Source organism: Brasilonema octagenarum UFV-OR1 (assembly GCF_963888615.1).
In the GTDB taxonomy this organism is placed as follows: Bacteria; Cyanobacteriota; Cyanobacteriia; order Cyanobacteriales; family Nostocaceae; genus Brasilonema; species Brasilonema sennae.
Window position 1 is genome coordinate 54,120 of record NZ_CAWPKW010000189.1, and the last position, 15,043, is coordinate 69,162.

A 15,043-nucleotide genomic window follows, 5' to 3' on the forward strand; every position below is an offset into this window, starting at 1 on the left:
GACAATTTTGGATTTTGGATTTTAGTTGTTAGTTGTCAAATTCTCTTCCCATCTCCCCACTTCCCCATGAAACGGATTCTTGCCCAGTGTGCCAAAGAATTAGTACAGTTTCGCCGCGATGGTCTGACATTGGCGTTAGCGTTTCTGTTGCCATTCATGACGCTGTTGATTTTTGGGTTTGCTATCCGGTTGGAAAGTAAAAATATTCCATTAATTGTGCAGGATTTTGACCGCACAAATCTCAGTGGCAGCTATATCGAGCGGTTGTATGCGACTAATCAGTTTGTGCCCAAGCAATGGTCAGGAGTAGATCCGGTGCGGGATGCCATCGACAAGGGCATTGCCAAGGCAGCGGTGATTATTCCTCCTCAATTCAGCCGGGATGTGCAAGCTCGTAGAAGTACTGTAGTACAAGTGCTAATCGATGCCACTGATGTTAACAATGCCCGTGTTATTAAGAACAGCATCCGAAGAGTGACAAATTTCTTTATGCAGGTGCAAGGGCTTCTGCCAACTACTAACAGCATTACACCTCGGATTCGCTTGTGGTTTAACCCCGGTCGGTTAGAAGCGCTTTACATTGTACCTGGAGTATATGGTGTGGTATTGTGGATTTTTCCGTCCTTGCTGACAGCGATCGCAATGGTGCGGGAAAAGGAGAAAGGCACCATCTTGCAAGTCTACGCTTCCAGTATCAGTGCGACCGAGCTGTTACTCGGCAAAGGACTGGCTTACCTACTGATTGCTATCAGCGAGGCATTAGTGGTCATGGGACTGGGGTCATTGATTTTTCAAGTTGGCTTGGTAGGCGACCCCACTACCTTATTGCTTGGTACGCTGCTGTTTCTCACAGATAGTGTTCTGTTTGGTTTGCTGATAGGGGTACGAAGCAGTAACCAGAACGCAGCTGTACAAGGGATTTCTCTTGTCGGTTTTATTACTTCCGTATTGCTGTCTGGTTTTATTTATCCGCTCAACAATATTCCCTTTCCCCTTTCACTTGTACCTAACGTGGTTCCCACCCGATATTACATTGACATTACCCGTGATGCATTGGTGCGGGGTACGGGGTGGACAGGGGTTTGGTTGGATTTGGTAATGCTAATGGTGTTGGGATTAGTGTTTTTCAATGCATCGCGTAGGGTTTTAAGCCAAATGCAATTGCCTTCCTAAGTGGTTAGTTTTTTGTTACTAGCAATTACCACTCACTACTAATCGCTAACCATTAACCATTAACTACTAATCTCTCACCAGTATGAAAATTTTTCTCCGATTATTTGATAGTTCATTTTGGGCATTAGTTACTAAGGAATTCAATCAAATTCTGCGAAATAAGCAGTTGATTGTTTTGCTGATTGTGCCGCCAACATTACAATTATTGCTCTACGGCTTTGCACTCAATCCTGATATACATAATTTGAAATTAGGTATTATTGACTATGCCAACGTGGCGACAAGTAGGGAACTACTGACAGCAATGACCTCCAATCGAATTTTTACCCTAGAGTCCGTATCTACTAGCGAGAAAGAGTTGAGCCGGTTGGTAGAAGAAGGCAAGCTGGATGTGGGGGTGATAATTCCGCCAGAGTTTCCGCGTCAGGTGGCACAAGAATCGGCAGAAATTCAGGTATTCATTGATGGGGTGAATGCGAATACGGCAGGTATTGCTAGCGGCTACATGACCCAGATTATCCAACAATATAATCGCCGCTTGGCAGAGAATCAGGCAAGTCTTCCAGTGTCACCCCAAATGGTGTTTCTTTATAATCCAGGACTGATAAGTAGCTGGTTTTTTGTGCCGGGAGTGATGGGTCTAGTACTAACGCTGATTGGGACGCTGGTTTCAGCGGTGACTGTTGTGCGGGAGAAGGATACAGGAACTCTTGAGCAATTACTGATGACTCCGGCGGCAAACTGGGAAATTTTGCTGGCTAAAATTGTGCCCTTGGTGTTCCTACTGATGGGAGATGTCATGCTGGCGCTGGCTTTAGGACGGTTGGTCTTTAATTTGCCATTTCGTGGCAGTTTCGTGCTGTTTTTCGGACTATCGAGTATATATCTGTTTGTAGGAATCAGTTTAGGCATTATGTTGGCGACAATTTGCCGCTCTCAACAGCAAGTCGTACTCACGTCTTTTTTCATCAATCTGCCGATGGTACAGACTTCTGGAGCGATCGCCCCCGTCGAAGCCATGCCCCCCTTTTTTCAAGTTCTGTCTCTACTTAATCCCCTACGTCATTACATCGCTATTGTCCGGGGAATTCTACTCAAAGGGGTTGGTTTGGATGTACTGTGGATACATACTCTGGCATTAGTTGGCTTTACCGTTGTGTTATTGACTATCAGCATTAACAGGTTTCGCAGTCAATTGAGCTAGAGCCTCAAGCCAACAAATAACACTTTACAGTCTCCTCGGTTCATCAATAATATACCCTCCGATTGCCTCCGGCACTGCGCTCCGCGCAATCGCCTCCTCTTTCAGGATATAACGAGTTTGAAAACACGCCCTAGGGCGTGTTTTCAAACTACAACCACACTTGAAAAACTTAAAGCTACTTAGCCAGATGCACAAGTGGAACTTTGGTGCGTAGACGCGTTCGCGAACGCGAACGCGTGCGCTTTGCGACTCAGCGGCTTCCCGAAGGGTAGATGAGCAACGCCACCGGACTCAAGCCAGTTAAACGACTACGTTTATGTTCCTGAAGGCGAAACACCAATCGCCAATGTTAACTGGAGATATAAGTGGTTATGGTTGTATGCATTTGTACATCCCAAGACCGGAGAAACTTATTGGTGGATTCTTCCTTATGTAAATACAGAACTTTTTAACCAGGTTTTATGCGATCGCTGACTACCACAATCTTGCGGTAGCCAGCGAATAGCGAATACAGTGACTGACTTACGCCATTGCCCCAGCCATCTGACGGCAGGAATCAGCACAACGGCGGCAAGATGCAGCACAGCGTTTACAGTGGTCGCTATCGTGCTTCTCACACTCAGCCGCACAGCGATCGCAAGCTTCGGCACAGACACTGCACATCTGAGCATGGAGAGCTGAATTGCGAGACATGAAACGGGCGCACAGATCACAAGTGTCAGCGCAATCCCGGCACAGCTTGATACATTGAGCCATCATCTGCACCATATTGCTACTTAAGCAGGCATCGGCACAGTTTTCGCAATCACGTAGACAATCAAGACAATTCTGAATGCAAGTTTCCAGCAGGGATTGATGAGATTGGGCTGTCGTCATAATTCCTCTCAATCATGTGAAGTTATCAATTCTATAGAAGGCAGCATTTATGCTCCTTAGCCCTCACGTTAAAAAATTGCTAATGTGTTTGCGTCTTCCTAATGGAATGTTTAATATTTCTAGCTAATGAAATAAGATGATTTCATCTTAATTTCATTTCTATATGTATAAAGTTTTTTGAGTTGAGATTGTAAAGATTTCATGCTGATTTCATCTTTCTATGAAAAGCTGAAGATATAGGAAACCCTAGCGTTGTTAAAAGCTGGGTCAGTAATTATGAGCTTTGATTACGATCTCTTTGTAATTGGTGCTGGTCCTGGAGGCATTGCTGCTGCAAGACTTGCTGCTGCTTATGGTGTTCGTGTGGCAATTGCAGAACGTGACCAGGTAGGCGGTACTTGTGTGATTCATGGCTGTATTCCTGAGAAGCTAATGGTCTATGCTGCTAGTTTCTCCCACTTTTTTGAAGATGCAGACGAATATGGCTGGGGCAAAGTTCAACGCCGTATTAATTGGCAGCAATTTATGACAGCCAAAGACAGAGCTATTGAACATTTGAGCCAATTGCATATTAAGCATCTTAAAGAAGCAGGAGTTGAATTAATTTACGGGCAAACTAAATTTTTAGACGCTCACACTCTAGATGTTGCGGGACGTAAAATCACTGCTGACAAAATATTGATTGCGGTAGGTGGGGAAGCAGTCAAACCAAACATACCAGGTTTTGAATATGCCATCACCTCCCGTCAGATGTTTGAACTAAAGCAGCAACCAGAACATATTGCAATAATTGGTAGCGACCAGATAGCTGTGAAGTTTGCTGGGAGCATGAATGGTCTGATTTCAAAAGTCACTTTAATAGTGGCGGAAAACCGTGTTTTATTAAATCGCGATGAAGATATTAGAACTGCTGTTCAAGAGATTATGGAGAAGAATGGAATTCAAGTTTTATGCAATACTACTGTCGAAAAAATTGAACAAATCCAAGATGGTTTCCGTTTGAATCTATCAGGAGGTAAACAAGATACTGTAACTGTAAACACAGTTCTTTGTGCCACAGGTCGAACTCCTAATTTAAGTGGTCTTGATTTGGAGAAGGTGGGTGTTGAAGTCAAACAAGGAGCGATTGCAGTAGACGAATACAGCCGCACTACCCAGACAAATATTTTTGCAGTCGGAGATTGCACAAGCCGACCCCATTGGACTCCTATGGCAATAGCAACAGGACGTGCCTTTGCTGACACCGTATTTGGTAATCAACCGCGAACTGTGAATTTTGAGTGCATTCCCTCAGCACTTTCTTCTCAACCTGAAGCCGCTACTGTTGGCTTGACTGAAGCTGAGGCAAGGGAAAAATTTGGGGAATCTGTACGCTGCTATCGCTCAAGGTTCCAACCCCTGTTCAACAGTATTGCTGAACCGGAAGAGAAAACTCTGATTAAATTAGTGGTCGATGGTAACACAAACGAAGTGCTAGGTGCTCACATGGTAGGTGAATACGCTACAGAGATTATTCAATGTCTCGGACTTGCTGTTCGTAAGGGTGTTACCAAGAAGGACTTTGATGCAACAATTGGCATTCATCCTTCAGCAGCAGAAGAGTTTTTCACTCTGCGCTGAATTGTTGCTATTGACAGATGACATCCAGCTAGAACTTTGTATAAATAGTAAATTTTGGAAGAACCTGCTTGCTGCAAATTTAAAGGTCAATATGCGCTCTAAATTAATTTTATGGATAGTTTTGTTTGCACTAACTTTGGGATTAGTGTTCTTAACACCTCGGTTGGGAGTCAGTCAAAACATACCTACTTTTAGGAACAGTCCCAACTTGATTGTCCAAAATACCTCTCCAGTTCAACCTGCAATGAACCAAAATATGCCTGGTATGAATATGTCAGGCACGAATGAAGCAAACTTCAAAAGCTCTACTTTAATTGATACCGTTCTCATTGTTTGGTTTAGCCTGACAGCACTCTCAGCAATCTACGTAGCTTGGGATGCGTTCACCAGTAATCCTGAACTGACAGTCATGAAGTGGGGGTGGCTGTTGGTAACTCTCTACACAGGACCGATTGGTGCAGCACTCTACATTCTGTCCTGCAAGGAGCCAGGACCGATGCAGCATGAGGAGTTCATTAAGCCGGTGTGGAAACAAACCTTGGGATCGACGATTCACTGTTTGGCAGGTGATGCAACAGGAATCATCGTTGCTGCAGCAATCACAATGACGCTTGGACTGCCAATGTGGCTTGACGTAATTTCTGAGTACATTTTTGGCTTTGCCTTCGGGCTGTTTGTTTTTCAATCGCTATTTATGAAAGATATGCTGGGTGGATCATATCTAAAAGCCGTCCGGCGTTCCTTCATACCGGAATGGCTCTCAATGAATGCGGTGATGGCAGGTATGATTCCAGTGATGGTAATCCTGATGAGTCGTGATATGACAGCAATGGAGGCAACCTCAATCCGCTTTTGGGGCGTGATGTCTTTGGCAACCTTAGTAGGATTTATAATTGCTTTTCCCGTCAATATGTGGCTAGTGGCAGTGGGTTTAAAACATGGTATGGGTACTGTACGGGCATTGGGTAAAGGTGGTCATATAGCGCTTCTCGGTTGAGTGCAATACAGATCTGTAGAGACGTAGCATGCTACATCTCTACATCATTCGTGGAGGTGTATATGATTCAAGTGAGAACCGCTATAACCCACTTTTGTCACTCTCCGGAAACAAAAATAGAAAGCAATGTTTAAAACTTTGACTGAGACTGGGTTTGTGACTTTATTTCCTAATATGATAAACATTCTCATAGCTTGACACTAAAACTCTTATGCAGCAAGGTTTTCAGATTTTAATTTGTGGAAAGTGACAGAAGAGGGATAATTTAGCTGCCGAAGTAGAACGAATTACAGCAACTTCTGGTGAAGTGCCTGCACCCAATGCTTCCACACACTAGTTCACTCATGTGGCAGCTGAGTCTGATATGTCCAGCATGGAAGGAATGTAAAAATGAAAACTCATAGAAATATGAACATGAATTCGTCTGCTGCCGATTCGCACGCGAATATGGCAATGAAACCCAAAGCTACGCGATCGCAACTTTTGGCAGTGACGCTGTTAACACTATTAGCCCTAGCATTCGGTGTTCTTATCGCCGCACTCTATGGCAACTTTACCATGAGTGCTAGGAATATGCAGCATGGGTCAATGCCAGGAATGAATATGAGCAACCAGTCAACGCCTGGGATGAATATGGGTGGCACGAAATCTCCGGCTCCAGTGTCATCGCTACCACCTGCACCTATAAGCAGTGTCACTCAGACGAATGGTTTAGTTATGCCGCCAGGGATGATTATGACCTCTGATATGAGCATGGAAACAATGGAAGATATGGCAGCAGTAGACTTGACAAAAATTACCTATACTGCTTCTGTTGATGCACGTGGGGATCAGGTTCTCCAGCCTAAGCTAGAGAATGGTGTGAAGGTTTTTAACCTCGATGTTTCTTTAATTAAGTGGAATATTTTACCAAATGTCCAGGTAGCTGCTTATGCCTTCAACCGTCAAGTTCCAGGACCGCGTATTCGGGTTACTGAAGGCGATCGCGTCCGGATTGTAGTCAAGAACAACTTATCAGAATCAACCACAGTACATTGGCATGGCATGATTGTACCTAACAACATGGACGGTCCAGCCGATGTTACCCAAAAGCCAATTCCACCTGGTGCAAGCTATATTTACGAATTTACTGTCAAGCAAGCAGGCACTTACTTTTACCACTCTCACAAAGATGTAGACCGCCAGCAAACTTTAGGGATGTACGGTGCATTAATCATCGATCCCAAGAATAAACCTGAAACTCCTGCCTATGATCAAGACTTTGTGGTTCAGCTTCAGGAGTGGACAGTAAAGCAAGGCTACACCTTCCCAGCAATGCCGATGGAAGGGCTAATGCCTAACTTTTTTACGATTAACGGTAAAGCTTATCCCTCTACTGAAACAATTAACGCCAAAATTGGTCAAAAAATCCGCTTCCGCTTTATTGGCTCAAATAATGCCTTCATTCACCCAATGCATATTCATGGTGGGCCATTCAAAATTATTGAAACAGATGGCAATCTGCTACCAGCCGCTGCCCAAATTGAAAAGGATACTATCAATGTAGCTCCCGGTGAACGCTATGACGTAATTTGGACAGCTCGTGAGAAGGGTAAGTGGTTGCTACATTGCCACATTGCCCATCACGCAACAAACGATAACGTTGAGGTAGAAGGCGCAGGTGGTTTAACAATGATTATCAACGTTACCTGATTTGAGAAAACTGACGGCAAGTAACTAAACCAAACACTACTGTATTATGGGTATGGTTCACGAGCGCATTTGTCTAATTTTGGTGATTTTAGCGTTGTAGGGTAAACACGCTAGTACCGCAAGGCGGAAGTTATGCATTCAAAAGTCAAAAGTATTATGGAATGAGGTTTTTAGGGATTTTAAATGGTTCACCAGCGCTACAGGAGGGGAGCCACTGCGTTGGGCGGGCAATGCCCGACTTGAAGCATGTGGCGTTTTCCCGACCTAGGCGACTGGTGTTAGCGCAGCGAGACCGGAGGTCTTCCCCGATAGCCGTAAGGCGTGGCGTCAGCCATAGGGTTGCCCTATTTACGTCGCGTTGTAGTAGTTATTGAAGTAACCAATGCAGTTATTGTCACGGCAGATAAAACAGTTGAACGACTAATTTTTACTTTTCATTGTACAAAGTTTGACTAAATACTATCTATAGATCAAACTCTTTCTTCAGTTGGCTGACCCAGGCTTTAATTCGTTCCTTCGTCAAGTCAGATTGATTATCTTCATCAAGAGCAAGACCTACAAATTTACCATTCTGGACAGCCTTAGACTCAGTAAATTCATAACCATCCGTAGACCAATATCCAACTGTTTCGCCACCTCGTTCCGAAATTTTTTCCTCCAAAATACCCATTGCATCTTGGAAGGTGTCAGGATAACCAACTTGGTCTCCTGCTCCAAAATAAGCAACTTTTTTGCCTGTAAAATCAATGTTATCTAGCTCATCATAGAAATCTTCCCAATCACTTTGCAATTCGCCAATATTCCAAGTAGGGCAACCTATGATGATATAACTATATTCATTAATATCACTTGGAGCAGTCTTGGAAATATCATTTAAGGTAACAACACTTTCTCCTCCAAACTCTTTCTGAATTATTTCAGCTTCCGTTTGAGTATTGCCTGTTTGAGTGCCAAAAAACAAACCTATCTTAGCCATTTGTGCTCCTGTTTTATTAAAATCGTCATCGAAGGTAATGCCTATTCACTTTGGATAAGAGGATAATGTATTCCCCTTTTGCTGCCATTTCTTGAGATAGAGTAAAATCTGACTTGACTTAAATAGTGTCTAACAGTTTGTACAGTTTTGTGAACTTAATTTGAAGTGGTTTTGTGCTTGCATTGCAACATCTAAACCAAACCTAAAGTATCAAATGCCATGACTCCAGATAGAGAAGTTGACTCATGATTTGAGGTAAGTTTAATGTTATCGACAGCTAGGGCTGAGTCAAAGATGGGGTCATCCACATTTACTACTCCTAAGCCCAAAGTGTAAGTACCAGTAACAGGTATTTCAATGGACAAAGTTTGAAACCCAGTTTCATTTAAAAACGGTGTTAGAGAAGTCTTAAATGATGAGGAGGGATCAGCTACATCGTATGGTAAAGAGTTGAGTGTTAGGAAGGCGAAGTCATTGTTAGAACCAACGAGAGTTGAGTCTAGCTCGTTTGTCATAAAATTCCAATCAAGCGTTAAAACATCTCCTGCTTTGGCTGTAAATGTTGTCTTCATGGCAGAGCCTTCCTCAATGTTTCCTTTCTCCAAAACATTCAAGCTGCCAGCCGGTAAGCCTAAAAATGTTTCTATATCTAAACCTGAAACTGTATCAAACTGAGTTGATAATGCAGCATAATATGTTCCTTCAGCTGGTTCAGTTCCAAAGTCTGCTGTTTCAATCTCAGCCTTTCCTATTGTTGACCATCCAGTGAAATTACTAGTCTCGAAACTCCCATTGGCAATTGCAGCATCAGCAACATGGTTAGAGACAGGTTCGTTCATGTTATCAGATATCCCATACCGCTCACTCAGCCACTGCTGCATCTGGTTAATTTCTCTAGTTTGGGTGTCAACAATATTGTGACAAAGACCTGTCAAGTCATCGTGTCCGGCACGATAAGTGCAAGGAACAGCATCACTTAACATTGACTTATGATGGTCGGTCATCTCCTGCATGAAATCGATTTCAAACTCAGCGCCGCTCATCATTGCCATTTGGTCTAGCATTCGCATATCGCCCGGTTTCTTCTGAGGCGTGTAACTATAGCCATACCAGTCTTTCAACCAGGATTGCATTATTTCTATTTCCTGGGTTTGGGTGGTAATGATGTTTTGGCTGAGGTCTCGCAAATCTGAGTTTATTGCTTTCTCCACACTTAGCTGCGCCATATCTACAGCCATTTGGTGGTGACCTATTGTCTCCTGCAAAAAACGCACATCAAAGCGTGAAGCTGGTTCTGTTGGAGTAAGTGCAAAGGTAAGTCCATCAAAAGTGAAAACCGAGGATGGAAAGGTAGGGTTTAGGGTCAAACTCTGTCTTATGGTGTTGCTGTCCGACATCTCTTTTCCTCTTGATTGCTGTTTTGAATTAGCACTTGTACCACATTAAAGGAGTAACTGGTGCATAAAGTAACTGATATTATCGCTGTAGAAATCTGGCGACAAGACTTCTTCGCTATTAAATTAAGAGGTTCCAAGTGTGTTAGCATCTCTCCAATGGCAGGAGAATAATTTATTTCTAGTGAGGTACAAGGATTTCATCCTAATTTCATTTCTATATGTTTAACTTTTTTAACGTCTGTTTCATGAAGATTTAACCCCCAATTTCATTAGCAAATGAAAAAGTATATAATTAATCATGTTTTTCTGTTTGACTCTTATATTTTTTAATGAGCAAGCATTGACAATTAAAGTATTTCCAATCTTTCAATAATTGAAAATCAAAAATACTGAATTAATAGATTAGTAATGAAAATATGAAACAGCAGATTGTATCGTTCTGGAAGAACATATGAAAAAACACATTTCTCTTAAAAAATATTTTTTAGCTTATTTTCAGCAATTGGCTAATGCAAATGGTGAAAATAATTCTCTAAAGTTAGCTAAACTCCTATCATTCAAAAACTCTAAAAAGTTTAAGTGGCAACCGATAATTCTTGGAATATTATCTTTCGCTTTGCTAATTCTTCTTTGGCAGGGACTTGGAGGACGCAGAACCTCTACCATTGACCAAATTCCCCCTCTAGTGATAAAAGGAGGTAACCCTTATATTCGGGCTTTGATGCGAACTATTTCTGCCAGTGAAGCTCAGGATTCTAACCCTTATACTCTGCTTTATGGTGGTAAACATTTTTCTGATTTGAGCCGCCATCCAAACCAATGCGTAACAATTGTTTCTGGTCCTCACATAGGAGAGTGCAGTACAGCAGCAGGTCGGTATCAAATCCTTGCTGCTACCTGGCAGGAAAAAGTTAAGAAGTACCATCATAAATTCTCTAACTCGTTAAGTGTAACTCCTGACAGTTTCAAGCCACAAATTCAAGATGAGGTTGTATATGCTTGGCTCAATGACCACGATGCTTGGAGAACTGATATTGTAGTTCTTCTTGAACAGGGAAAACTAAATCAGGTTTTGCAGCTTTTGTCTGGTACGTGGACAAGCTTAGGATATGGCACAGAAAATAATCAAATTACACCTTTGCTATCACAGGTTTATCAAAAAGTTCTAACGGAGGAATTGGCTGCGGCAAATTCCTTCTCTGACCAGAAGCGTTAAGCTAATGTACTTTTAGTTTGCATAATTAGAACGAGCAAGATGCCTACGCCATGAAGAGGAGTCAGAAGTCAGAATTCAGGAGTCAGAATACCCCATGCCTGAAGTCAGGGGTTTCAACAAACGAAAATTCTTTCTTTTCTCCACGGATAAATCCGGGGGCTTTAAACCTCGATTCATCCACCAGTCGCACAGGAGTCATTCTGACTCCTGGCTCCTGACTCCTGAATTCTTCTTCGGTAAGAGCTTTACTTTTAGCTAATATGCAAGTTAAATGTCCAACAGCTTATCGCTCTTTCATCACTCTCGCCAGAGTATATTCTGAAACCCTTACAGTGAAAGGCTTTATGTAGGAATAAATATTTCAAGCTTTGTGTGAAAAATTAAAGTTCAAATCCCTAACAGTGTCTATGTTTCAGATTTTGGCTTTGATTTTTCTCTCAGCAAAGTGATGGAAGAGCGTTATTACTGACTTACCAACCTGCAAACTGAGAACCGTATTCCTGCCGCCGTCAGTCATTATCAGGGAATTAGACAAGATGTCGCTGCCATAATCCTTGACTAGCAACCGTTTGCTCTATTTTCTCTCTCCTTTACCATTTACTCCAACCAAAGTTGATTTTTACCTTGTTCCCCGATGACTGAATCGGTGTTCTAGTTTCCCTCGTGCTGGACTTTATAAGATATGGGCACAGTTCCAGCACTACGGGCTTGTGATTACTCTCCCCTTTGTTGTGCGGGTTGCTGATCGTGAAACCCTTTAAACTAGAAGTTCTTTCTTTTGACAGATTTTCAAAATTTGCTTGCGCTCTCTCTTGACTCTCCAGTCTGCTGGAGACTGCAAACTAAAAATAGTTCATCGCAAAAGGATTAGAATCATGAACTTACAACTCAACGTTCCCAACATGGCATGTTCAGCTTGTGGTGAAACCATCACAAAAGCTCTCAAAGCAGTTGATCCAACCGCAACAGTGCAAGCTGATCCCAAAACTAAGTTGGTCAGCATTGAGACTCAAGCTTCACAAACGGTTGTGAAACAAGCAATTACCGACGCGGGTTACTCCGTTACTTAGTTGCCGAATTCCGAAGACCGAATACTAGTGCGTGTCAAGGAGTCACTCAATGGAAAACACAAATCTGAAACTGCGGGGCATGAGTTGTGCCTCTTGCGCTAAAATCATTGAAGATGCGATTAGCTCCGTCAGGGGTGTGAATGAGTGTAGCGTAAACTTTGGGGCAGAGCAAGCTACTGTCACTTATGACCCCAAAAAAACTAACCCAGAAGCAATTTGCCAGGCAGTGAATGCTGTGGGATACTCTGCTCAATCTATGCAAGACGATGATTTATTTGCCGCAGACGATGATGCAGAGCAGAAGGCACGCCAAGCCGAAAATCGAGCGTTAGTCAGAAAAGTTTGGGTTGGCGGCATTGTCAGCGCTATTCTGGTCATTGGTTCGCTACCGATGATGACGGGATTATCCATTCCCTTTATTCCCATGTGGATGCATAATCCTTGGTTACAGCTTGTGCTGGCCACTCCAGTCTTGTTCTGGTGTGGTTCATCCTTCTTTATCAATGCCTGGAAAGCCCTGAAACGTCACGCAGCAACAATGGATACCTTGGTGGCGATTGGTACTCTTGCCGCTTATCTTTATTCCCTCTTCCCCACCTTCTTGCCTGGGTTTTTCACTCAACAAAGATTACCAGCTGATGTGTACTACGAAGCAGCTGTAGTTATCATCACTCTGATTTTGCTGGGACGACTGCTTGAAAATCGTGCCAAAGGACAAACTTCTGAAGCAATTCGTAAGTTGATGGGCTTGCAAGCAAAGACTGCTCGTGTGATTCGTGATGGCAAAGAGGTTGACATTCCCATTGCCCAAGTGATTAAAGGTGATGTGATTCTCGTACGTCCGGGTGAAAAGATTCCAGTGGATGGCGAGATTATTGATGGTTCCTCAACTATTGATGAGGCAATGGTGACAGGTGAAAGTCTTCCTGTGAAGAAGCAACCAGGTGATGAAGTTATCGGAGCCACGATTAACAAAACTGGCAGCTTCAAATTCCGAGCGACCCGAGTGGGTAAAGATACATTCTTGGCGCAGATTGTCAAGCTAGTCCAACAAGCCCAAGGTTCAAAAGCACCGATTCAGCGATTAGCTGACCAAGTGACTGGATGGTTTGTACCAGCTGTGATTGCCATTGCGATCGCCACTTTCATTATCTGGTACAACATCATGGGCAATGTGACGATGGCACTGATTACCACTGTAGGTGTGTTAATTATTGCTTGCCCATGCGCTCTTGGCTTGGCAACGCCGACTTCTATCATGGTGGGAACAGGTAAGGGTGCAGAAAATGGTATCCTCATCAAAGGGGCAGAAAGTCTGGAACTCGCGCACAAGCTTCAGACTGTCGTTCTCGACAAAACAGGTACAATTACGCAGGGTAAGCCCACTGTCACCGATTTTGTAAGCGTCAAGGGTACAGCCAATGGCAACGAGCTAAATCTTCTGGGCCTTGCAGCATCTGTTGAACGCAATTCAGAACATCCTCTTGCGGAGGCAGTTGTAAATTATGCGAAATCTCAAGGTGTGGAATTGACCGATGCACAGGAGTTTGAAGCCATTGCGGGTAGTGGTGTGCAAGGATATGTATCAAATCAAAGGATACAAATTGGCACCCACCGTTGGATGAACGAGTTAGGCATCGATACAAGTGCATTGCAGGAACATTGGGATCGTTTGGAGTATCTTGGTAAAACGGTTATCTGGATTGCGGTAAATAGCAAAATCCAAGGGATTATGGGCATTGCCGATGCGGTGAAACCATCTTCTGTAAACGCAATTCGCACATTGCAGAAAATGGGATTGGAAGTCGTAATGTTGACCGGAGACAATCACCGTACAGCCGAAGTGATTGCCCGTGAAGTGGGTATCAAGCGAGTCTTAGCTGAAGTTCGCCCGGAACAGAAAGCCGAGACTGTTGAGAAACTTCAGTCGGAAGGTAAGATTGTAGCAATGGTGGGGGATGGTATCAATGATGCACCGGCGCTGGCTCAAGCCGATGTCGGGATGGCAATTGGAACAGGAACAGATGTGGCGATCGCAGCGAGTGACATCACCCTGATCTCTGGCGATTTACAAGGTATTGTCACCGCCATTCAACTCTCTCGTGCCACGATTGGCAACATTCGTCAGAATCTCTTCTTTGCCTTTATCTATAACGTTGCTGGTATTCCAATTGCAGCAGGAATTCTTTTCCCCTTCTTCGGTTGGCTGCTTAGTCCCATCATTGCAGGTGCAGCAATGGCGTTTAGTTCTGTCTCTGTAGTCACGAATGCGCTGCGTTTGCGTAATTTCCAACCTAAAACAATTGGTTGAATAAATCACAAGGAGTATGAACGATGCTTAAAAATGTAACATTTTTCGCAACCTTGGCAGGATTTGGATTTTTACTCGGAGCTATTTCCGGCGCATTAGCATAGCTTGCAATGTAGTTACATTCGCGCTACGGAGATGTTTAAATCATGAACAAAATAGCAATAGCAATCATTGGCAGTGTTGTGAGTTTGGGATTGGTGTTTGGAATTGCTTCTAACAAAGCAGTTGCACAAATGTCCCACGAACAAATGCAACCATCTCAAACAAAGCAAACAAGTCAGTTCCGTCGCATCGAACAACCCCTATGGGCAAAAGGTATCGTTACTGCTGGCGGATTAGGATTGATCGCACTGGAGTTATGGTGGTTTCTGTTGAGTAAACCAAAGTCGCAAAAAGCACGATCAAAGCAGGACATTCAGGAGGTAACAATTACTGTTGATGGTGGGTATGAACCAAGCCAAGTGGTAGTTAATGCTCTTCAAAGAGTGCGACTCAACTTCTACCGCAAAGA

13 protein-coding genes and 1 pseudogene are annotated in these 15,043 nt (G+C 43.3%); 11 read left to right on the forward strand and 3 right to left on the reverse strand.

Going from position 1 to position 15,043, the window contains the following annotated elements; genetic code table 11:
- Positions 1-66 precede the first annotated feature (66 nt).
- The 3 genes and pseudogenes from AC5590_RS13480 to AC5590_RS13490 all read left to right on the forward strand — a co-directional run.
- Positions 67-1,173 (forward strand): ABC transporter permease, encoded by a 1,107-nt coding sequence (locus AC5590_RS13480; RefSeq protein WP_169264175.1) that lies wholly within the window; start codon positions 67-69, stop codon positions 1,171-1,173.
- Positions 1,174-1,255: 82 nt separating this feature from the next.
- Entirely contained in the window at positions 1,256-2,377 is a 1,122-nt protein-coding gene (locus AC5590_RS13485) for an ABC transporter permease (protein ID WP_169264176.1), read from the forward strand.
- Positions 2,378-2,664: 287 nt separating this feature from the next.
- A pseudogene (locus tag AC5590_RS13490) lies at positions 2,665-2,839 on the forward strand (IS630 family transposase); the annotation flags it as partial.
- A gap of 60 nt (positions 2,840-2,899) precedes the next feature.
- Here the strand turns inward: AC5590_RS13490 and AC5590_RS13495 are convergent.
- A complete protein-coding gene (locus tag AC5590_RS13495; RefSeq protein ID WP_169264177.1) occupies positions 2,900-3,253 on the reverse strand; it encodes a four-helix bundle copper-binding protein in 354 nt (117 codons plus the stop codon).
- A gap of 276 nt (positions 3,254-3,529) precedes the next feature.
- Here AC5590_RS13495 and gorA point away from each other — a divergent pair, with 276 nt between their 5' ends.
- From gorA to AC5590_RS13510, 3 genes are all read left to right on the forward strand, one after another.
- Positions 3,530-4,873 (forward strand): glutathione-disulfide reductase, encoded by a 1,344-nt coding sequence (gene gorA, locus AC5590_RS13500; protein WP_169264178.1) that lies wholly within the window; start codon positions 3,530-3,532, stop codon positions 4,871-4,873.
- Positions 4,818-5,870: a DUF4396 domain-containing protein gene (locus tag AC5590_RS13505; protein ID WP_211178356.1), complete on the forward strand. Its 1,053-nt coding sequence runs from the start codon at positions 4,818-4,820 to the stop codon at positions 5,868-5,870. The genes gorA and AC5590_RS13505 overlap by 56 nt, the downstream gene beginning before the upstream one ends.
- A 414-nt stretch (positions 5,871-6,284) precedes the next feature.
- On the forward strand, positions 6,285-7,562 hold the full coding sequence (locus AC5590_RS13510) for a multicopper oxidase family protein (protein WP_211178357.1): 1,278 nt from the start codon (positions 6,285-6,287) through the stop codon (positions 7,560-7,562).
- Positions 7,563-8,025: 463 nt separating this feature from the next.
- Here AC5590_RS13510 and fldA read toward each other — a convergent pair whose 3' ends face one another.
- Both fldA and AC5590_RS13520 read right to left on the reverse strand, forming a co-directional pair.
- Positions 8,026-8,538, reverse strand: coding sequence for a flavodoxin FldA (fldA, locus tag AC5590_RS13515; RefSeq protein ID WP_169264180.1), 513 nt, complete (start codon positions 8,536-8,538; stop codon positions 8,026-8,028).
- Between the two features lie 191 nt (positions 8,539-8,729).
- Positions 8,730-9,935, reverse strand: a complete 1,206-nt coding sequence (locus tag AC5590_RS13520) for a DUF305 domain-containing protein (protein ID WP_169264181.1) — start codon at positions 9,933-9,935, stop codon at positions 8,730-8,732.
- A 451-nt stretch (positions 9,936-10,386) separates the two neighbouring features.
- On the opposite strand from AC5590_RS13520, the gene AC5590_RS13525 reads away from it, so the two are divergent.
- From AC5590_RS13525 to AC5590_RS13545, 5 genes are all read left to right on the forward strand, one after another.
- Positions 10,387-11,151 carry a glycoside hydrolase family 24 protein gene (locus tag AC5590_RS13525; protein ID WP_169264182.1) on the forward strand — a complete coding sequence of 255 codons (765 nt, stop codon included), beginning with the start codon at positions 10,387-10,389 and terminating at the stop codon, positions 11,149-11,151.
- A gap of 638 nt (positions 11,152-11,789) precedes the next feature.
- The gene (locus AC5590_RS13530; protein ID WP_498823355.1) at positions 11,790-11,912 is read left to right on the forward strand and encodes a DUF8832 domain-containing protein; all 123 of its coding nucleotides are present in this window, start codon (positions 11,790-11,792) and stop codon (positions 11,910-11,912) included.
- Positions 11,913-12,026: 114 nt separating this feature from the next.
- Positions 12,027-12,221 (forward strand): heavy-metal-associated domain-containing protein, encoded by a 195-nt coding sequence (locus tag AC5590_RS13535; protein WP_169264183.1) that lies wholly within the window; start codon positions 12,027-12,029, stop codon positions 12,219-12,221.
- Positions 12,222-12,270: 49 nt separating this feature from the next.
- Positions 12,271-14,532 (forward strand): heavy metal translocating P-type ATPase, encoded by a 2,262-nt coding sequence (locus tag AC5590_RS13540; protein ID WP_169264184.1) that lies wholly within the window; start codon positions 12,271-12,273, stop codon positions 14,530-14,532.
- Between the two features lie 146 nt (positions 14,533-14,678).
- A partial coding sequence (locus tag AC5590_RS13545; protein WP_211178358.1) for a cupredoxin domain-containing protein occupies positions 14,679-15,043 on the forward strand: 365 nt, incomplete at its 3' end.

What these genes read in the sequence shown, in the direction of transcription:
- AC5590_RS13480 (WP_169264175.1), top strand. Translation starts at nt 67, where the DNA reads ATGAAACGGATTCTTGCCCAGTGTGCCAAAGAATTAGTACAGTTTCGC.
- AC5590_RS13485 (WP_169264176.1), top strand. Translation starts at nt 1,256, where the DNA reads ATGAAAATTTTTCTCCGATTATTTGATAGTTCATTTTGGGCATTAGTT.
- AC5590_RS13495 (WP_169264177.1), bottom strand. Translation starts at nt 3,253, where the DNA reads ATGACGACAGCCCAATCTCATCAATCCCTGCTGGAAACTTGCATTCAG.
- gorA (WP_169264178.1), top strand. Translation starts at nt 3,530, where the DNA reads ATGAGCTTTGATTACGATCTCTTTGTAATTGGTGCTGGTCCTGGAGGC.
- AC5590_RS13505 (WP_211178356.1), top strand. Translation starts at nt 4,818, where the DNA reads ATGCAACAATTGGCATTCATCCTTCAGCAGCAGAAGAGTTTTTCACTC.
- AC5590_RS13510 (WP_211178357.1), top strand. Translation starts at nt 6,285, where the DNA reads ATGAATTCGTCTGCTGCCGATTCGCACGCGAATATGGCAATGAAACCC.
- fldA (WP_169264180.1), bottom strand. Translation starts at nt 8,538, where the DNA reads ATGGCTAAGATAGGTTTGTTTTTTGGCACTCAAACAGGCAATACTCAA.
- AC5590_RS13520 (WP_169264181.1), bottom strand. Translation starts at nt 9,935, where the DNA reads ATGTCGGACAGCAACACCATAAGACAGAGTTTGACCCTAAACCCTACC.
- AC5590_RS13525 (WP_169264182.1), top strand. Translation starts at nt 10,387, where the DNA reads ATGAAAAAACACATTTCTCTTAAAAAATATTTTTTAGCTTATTTTCAG.
- AC5590_RS13535 (WP_169264183.1), top strand. Translation starts at nt 12,027, where the DNA reads ATGAACTTACAACTCAACGTTCCCAACATGGCATGTTCAGCTTGTGGT.
- AC5590_RS13540 (WP_169264184.1), top strand. Translation starts at nt 12,271, where the DNA reads ATGGAAAACACAAATCTGAAACTGCGGGGCATGAGTTGTGCCTCTTGC.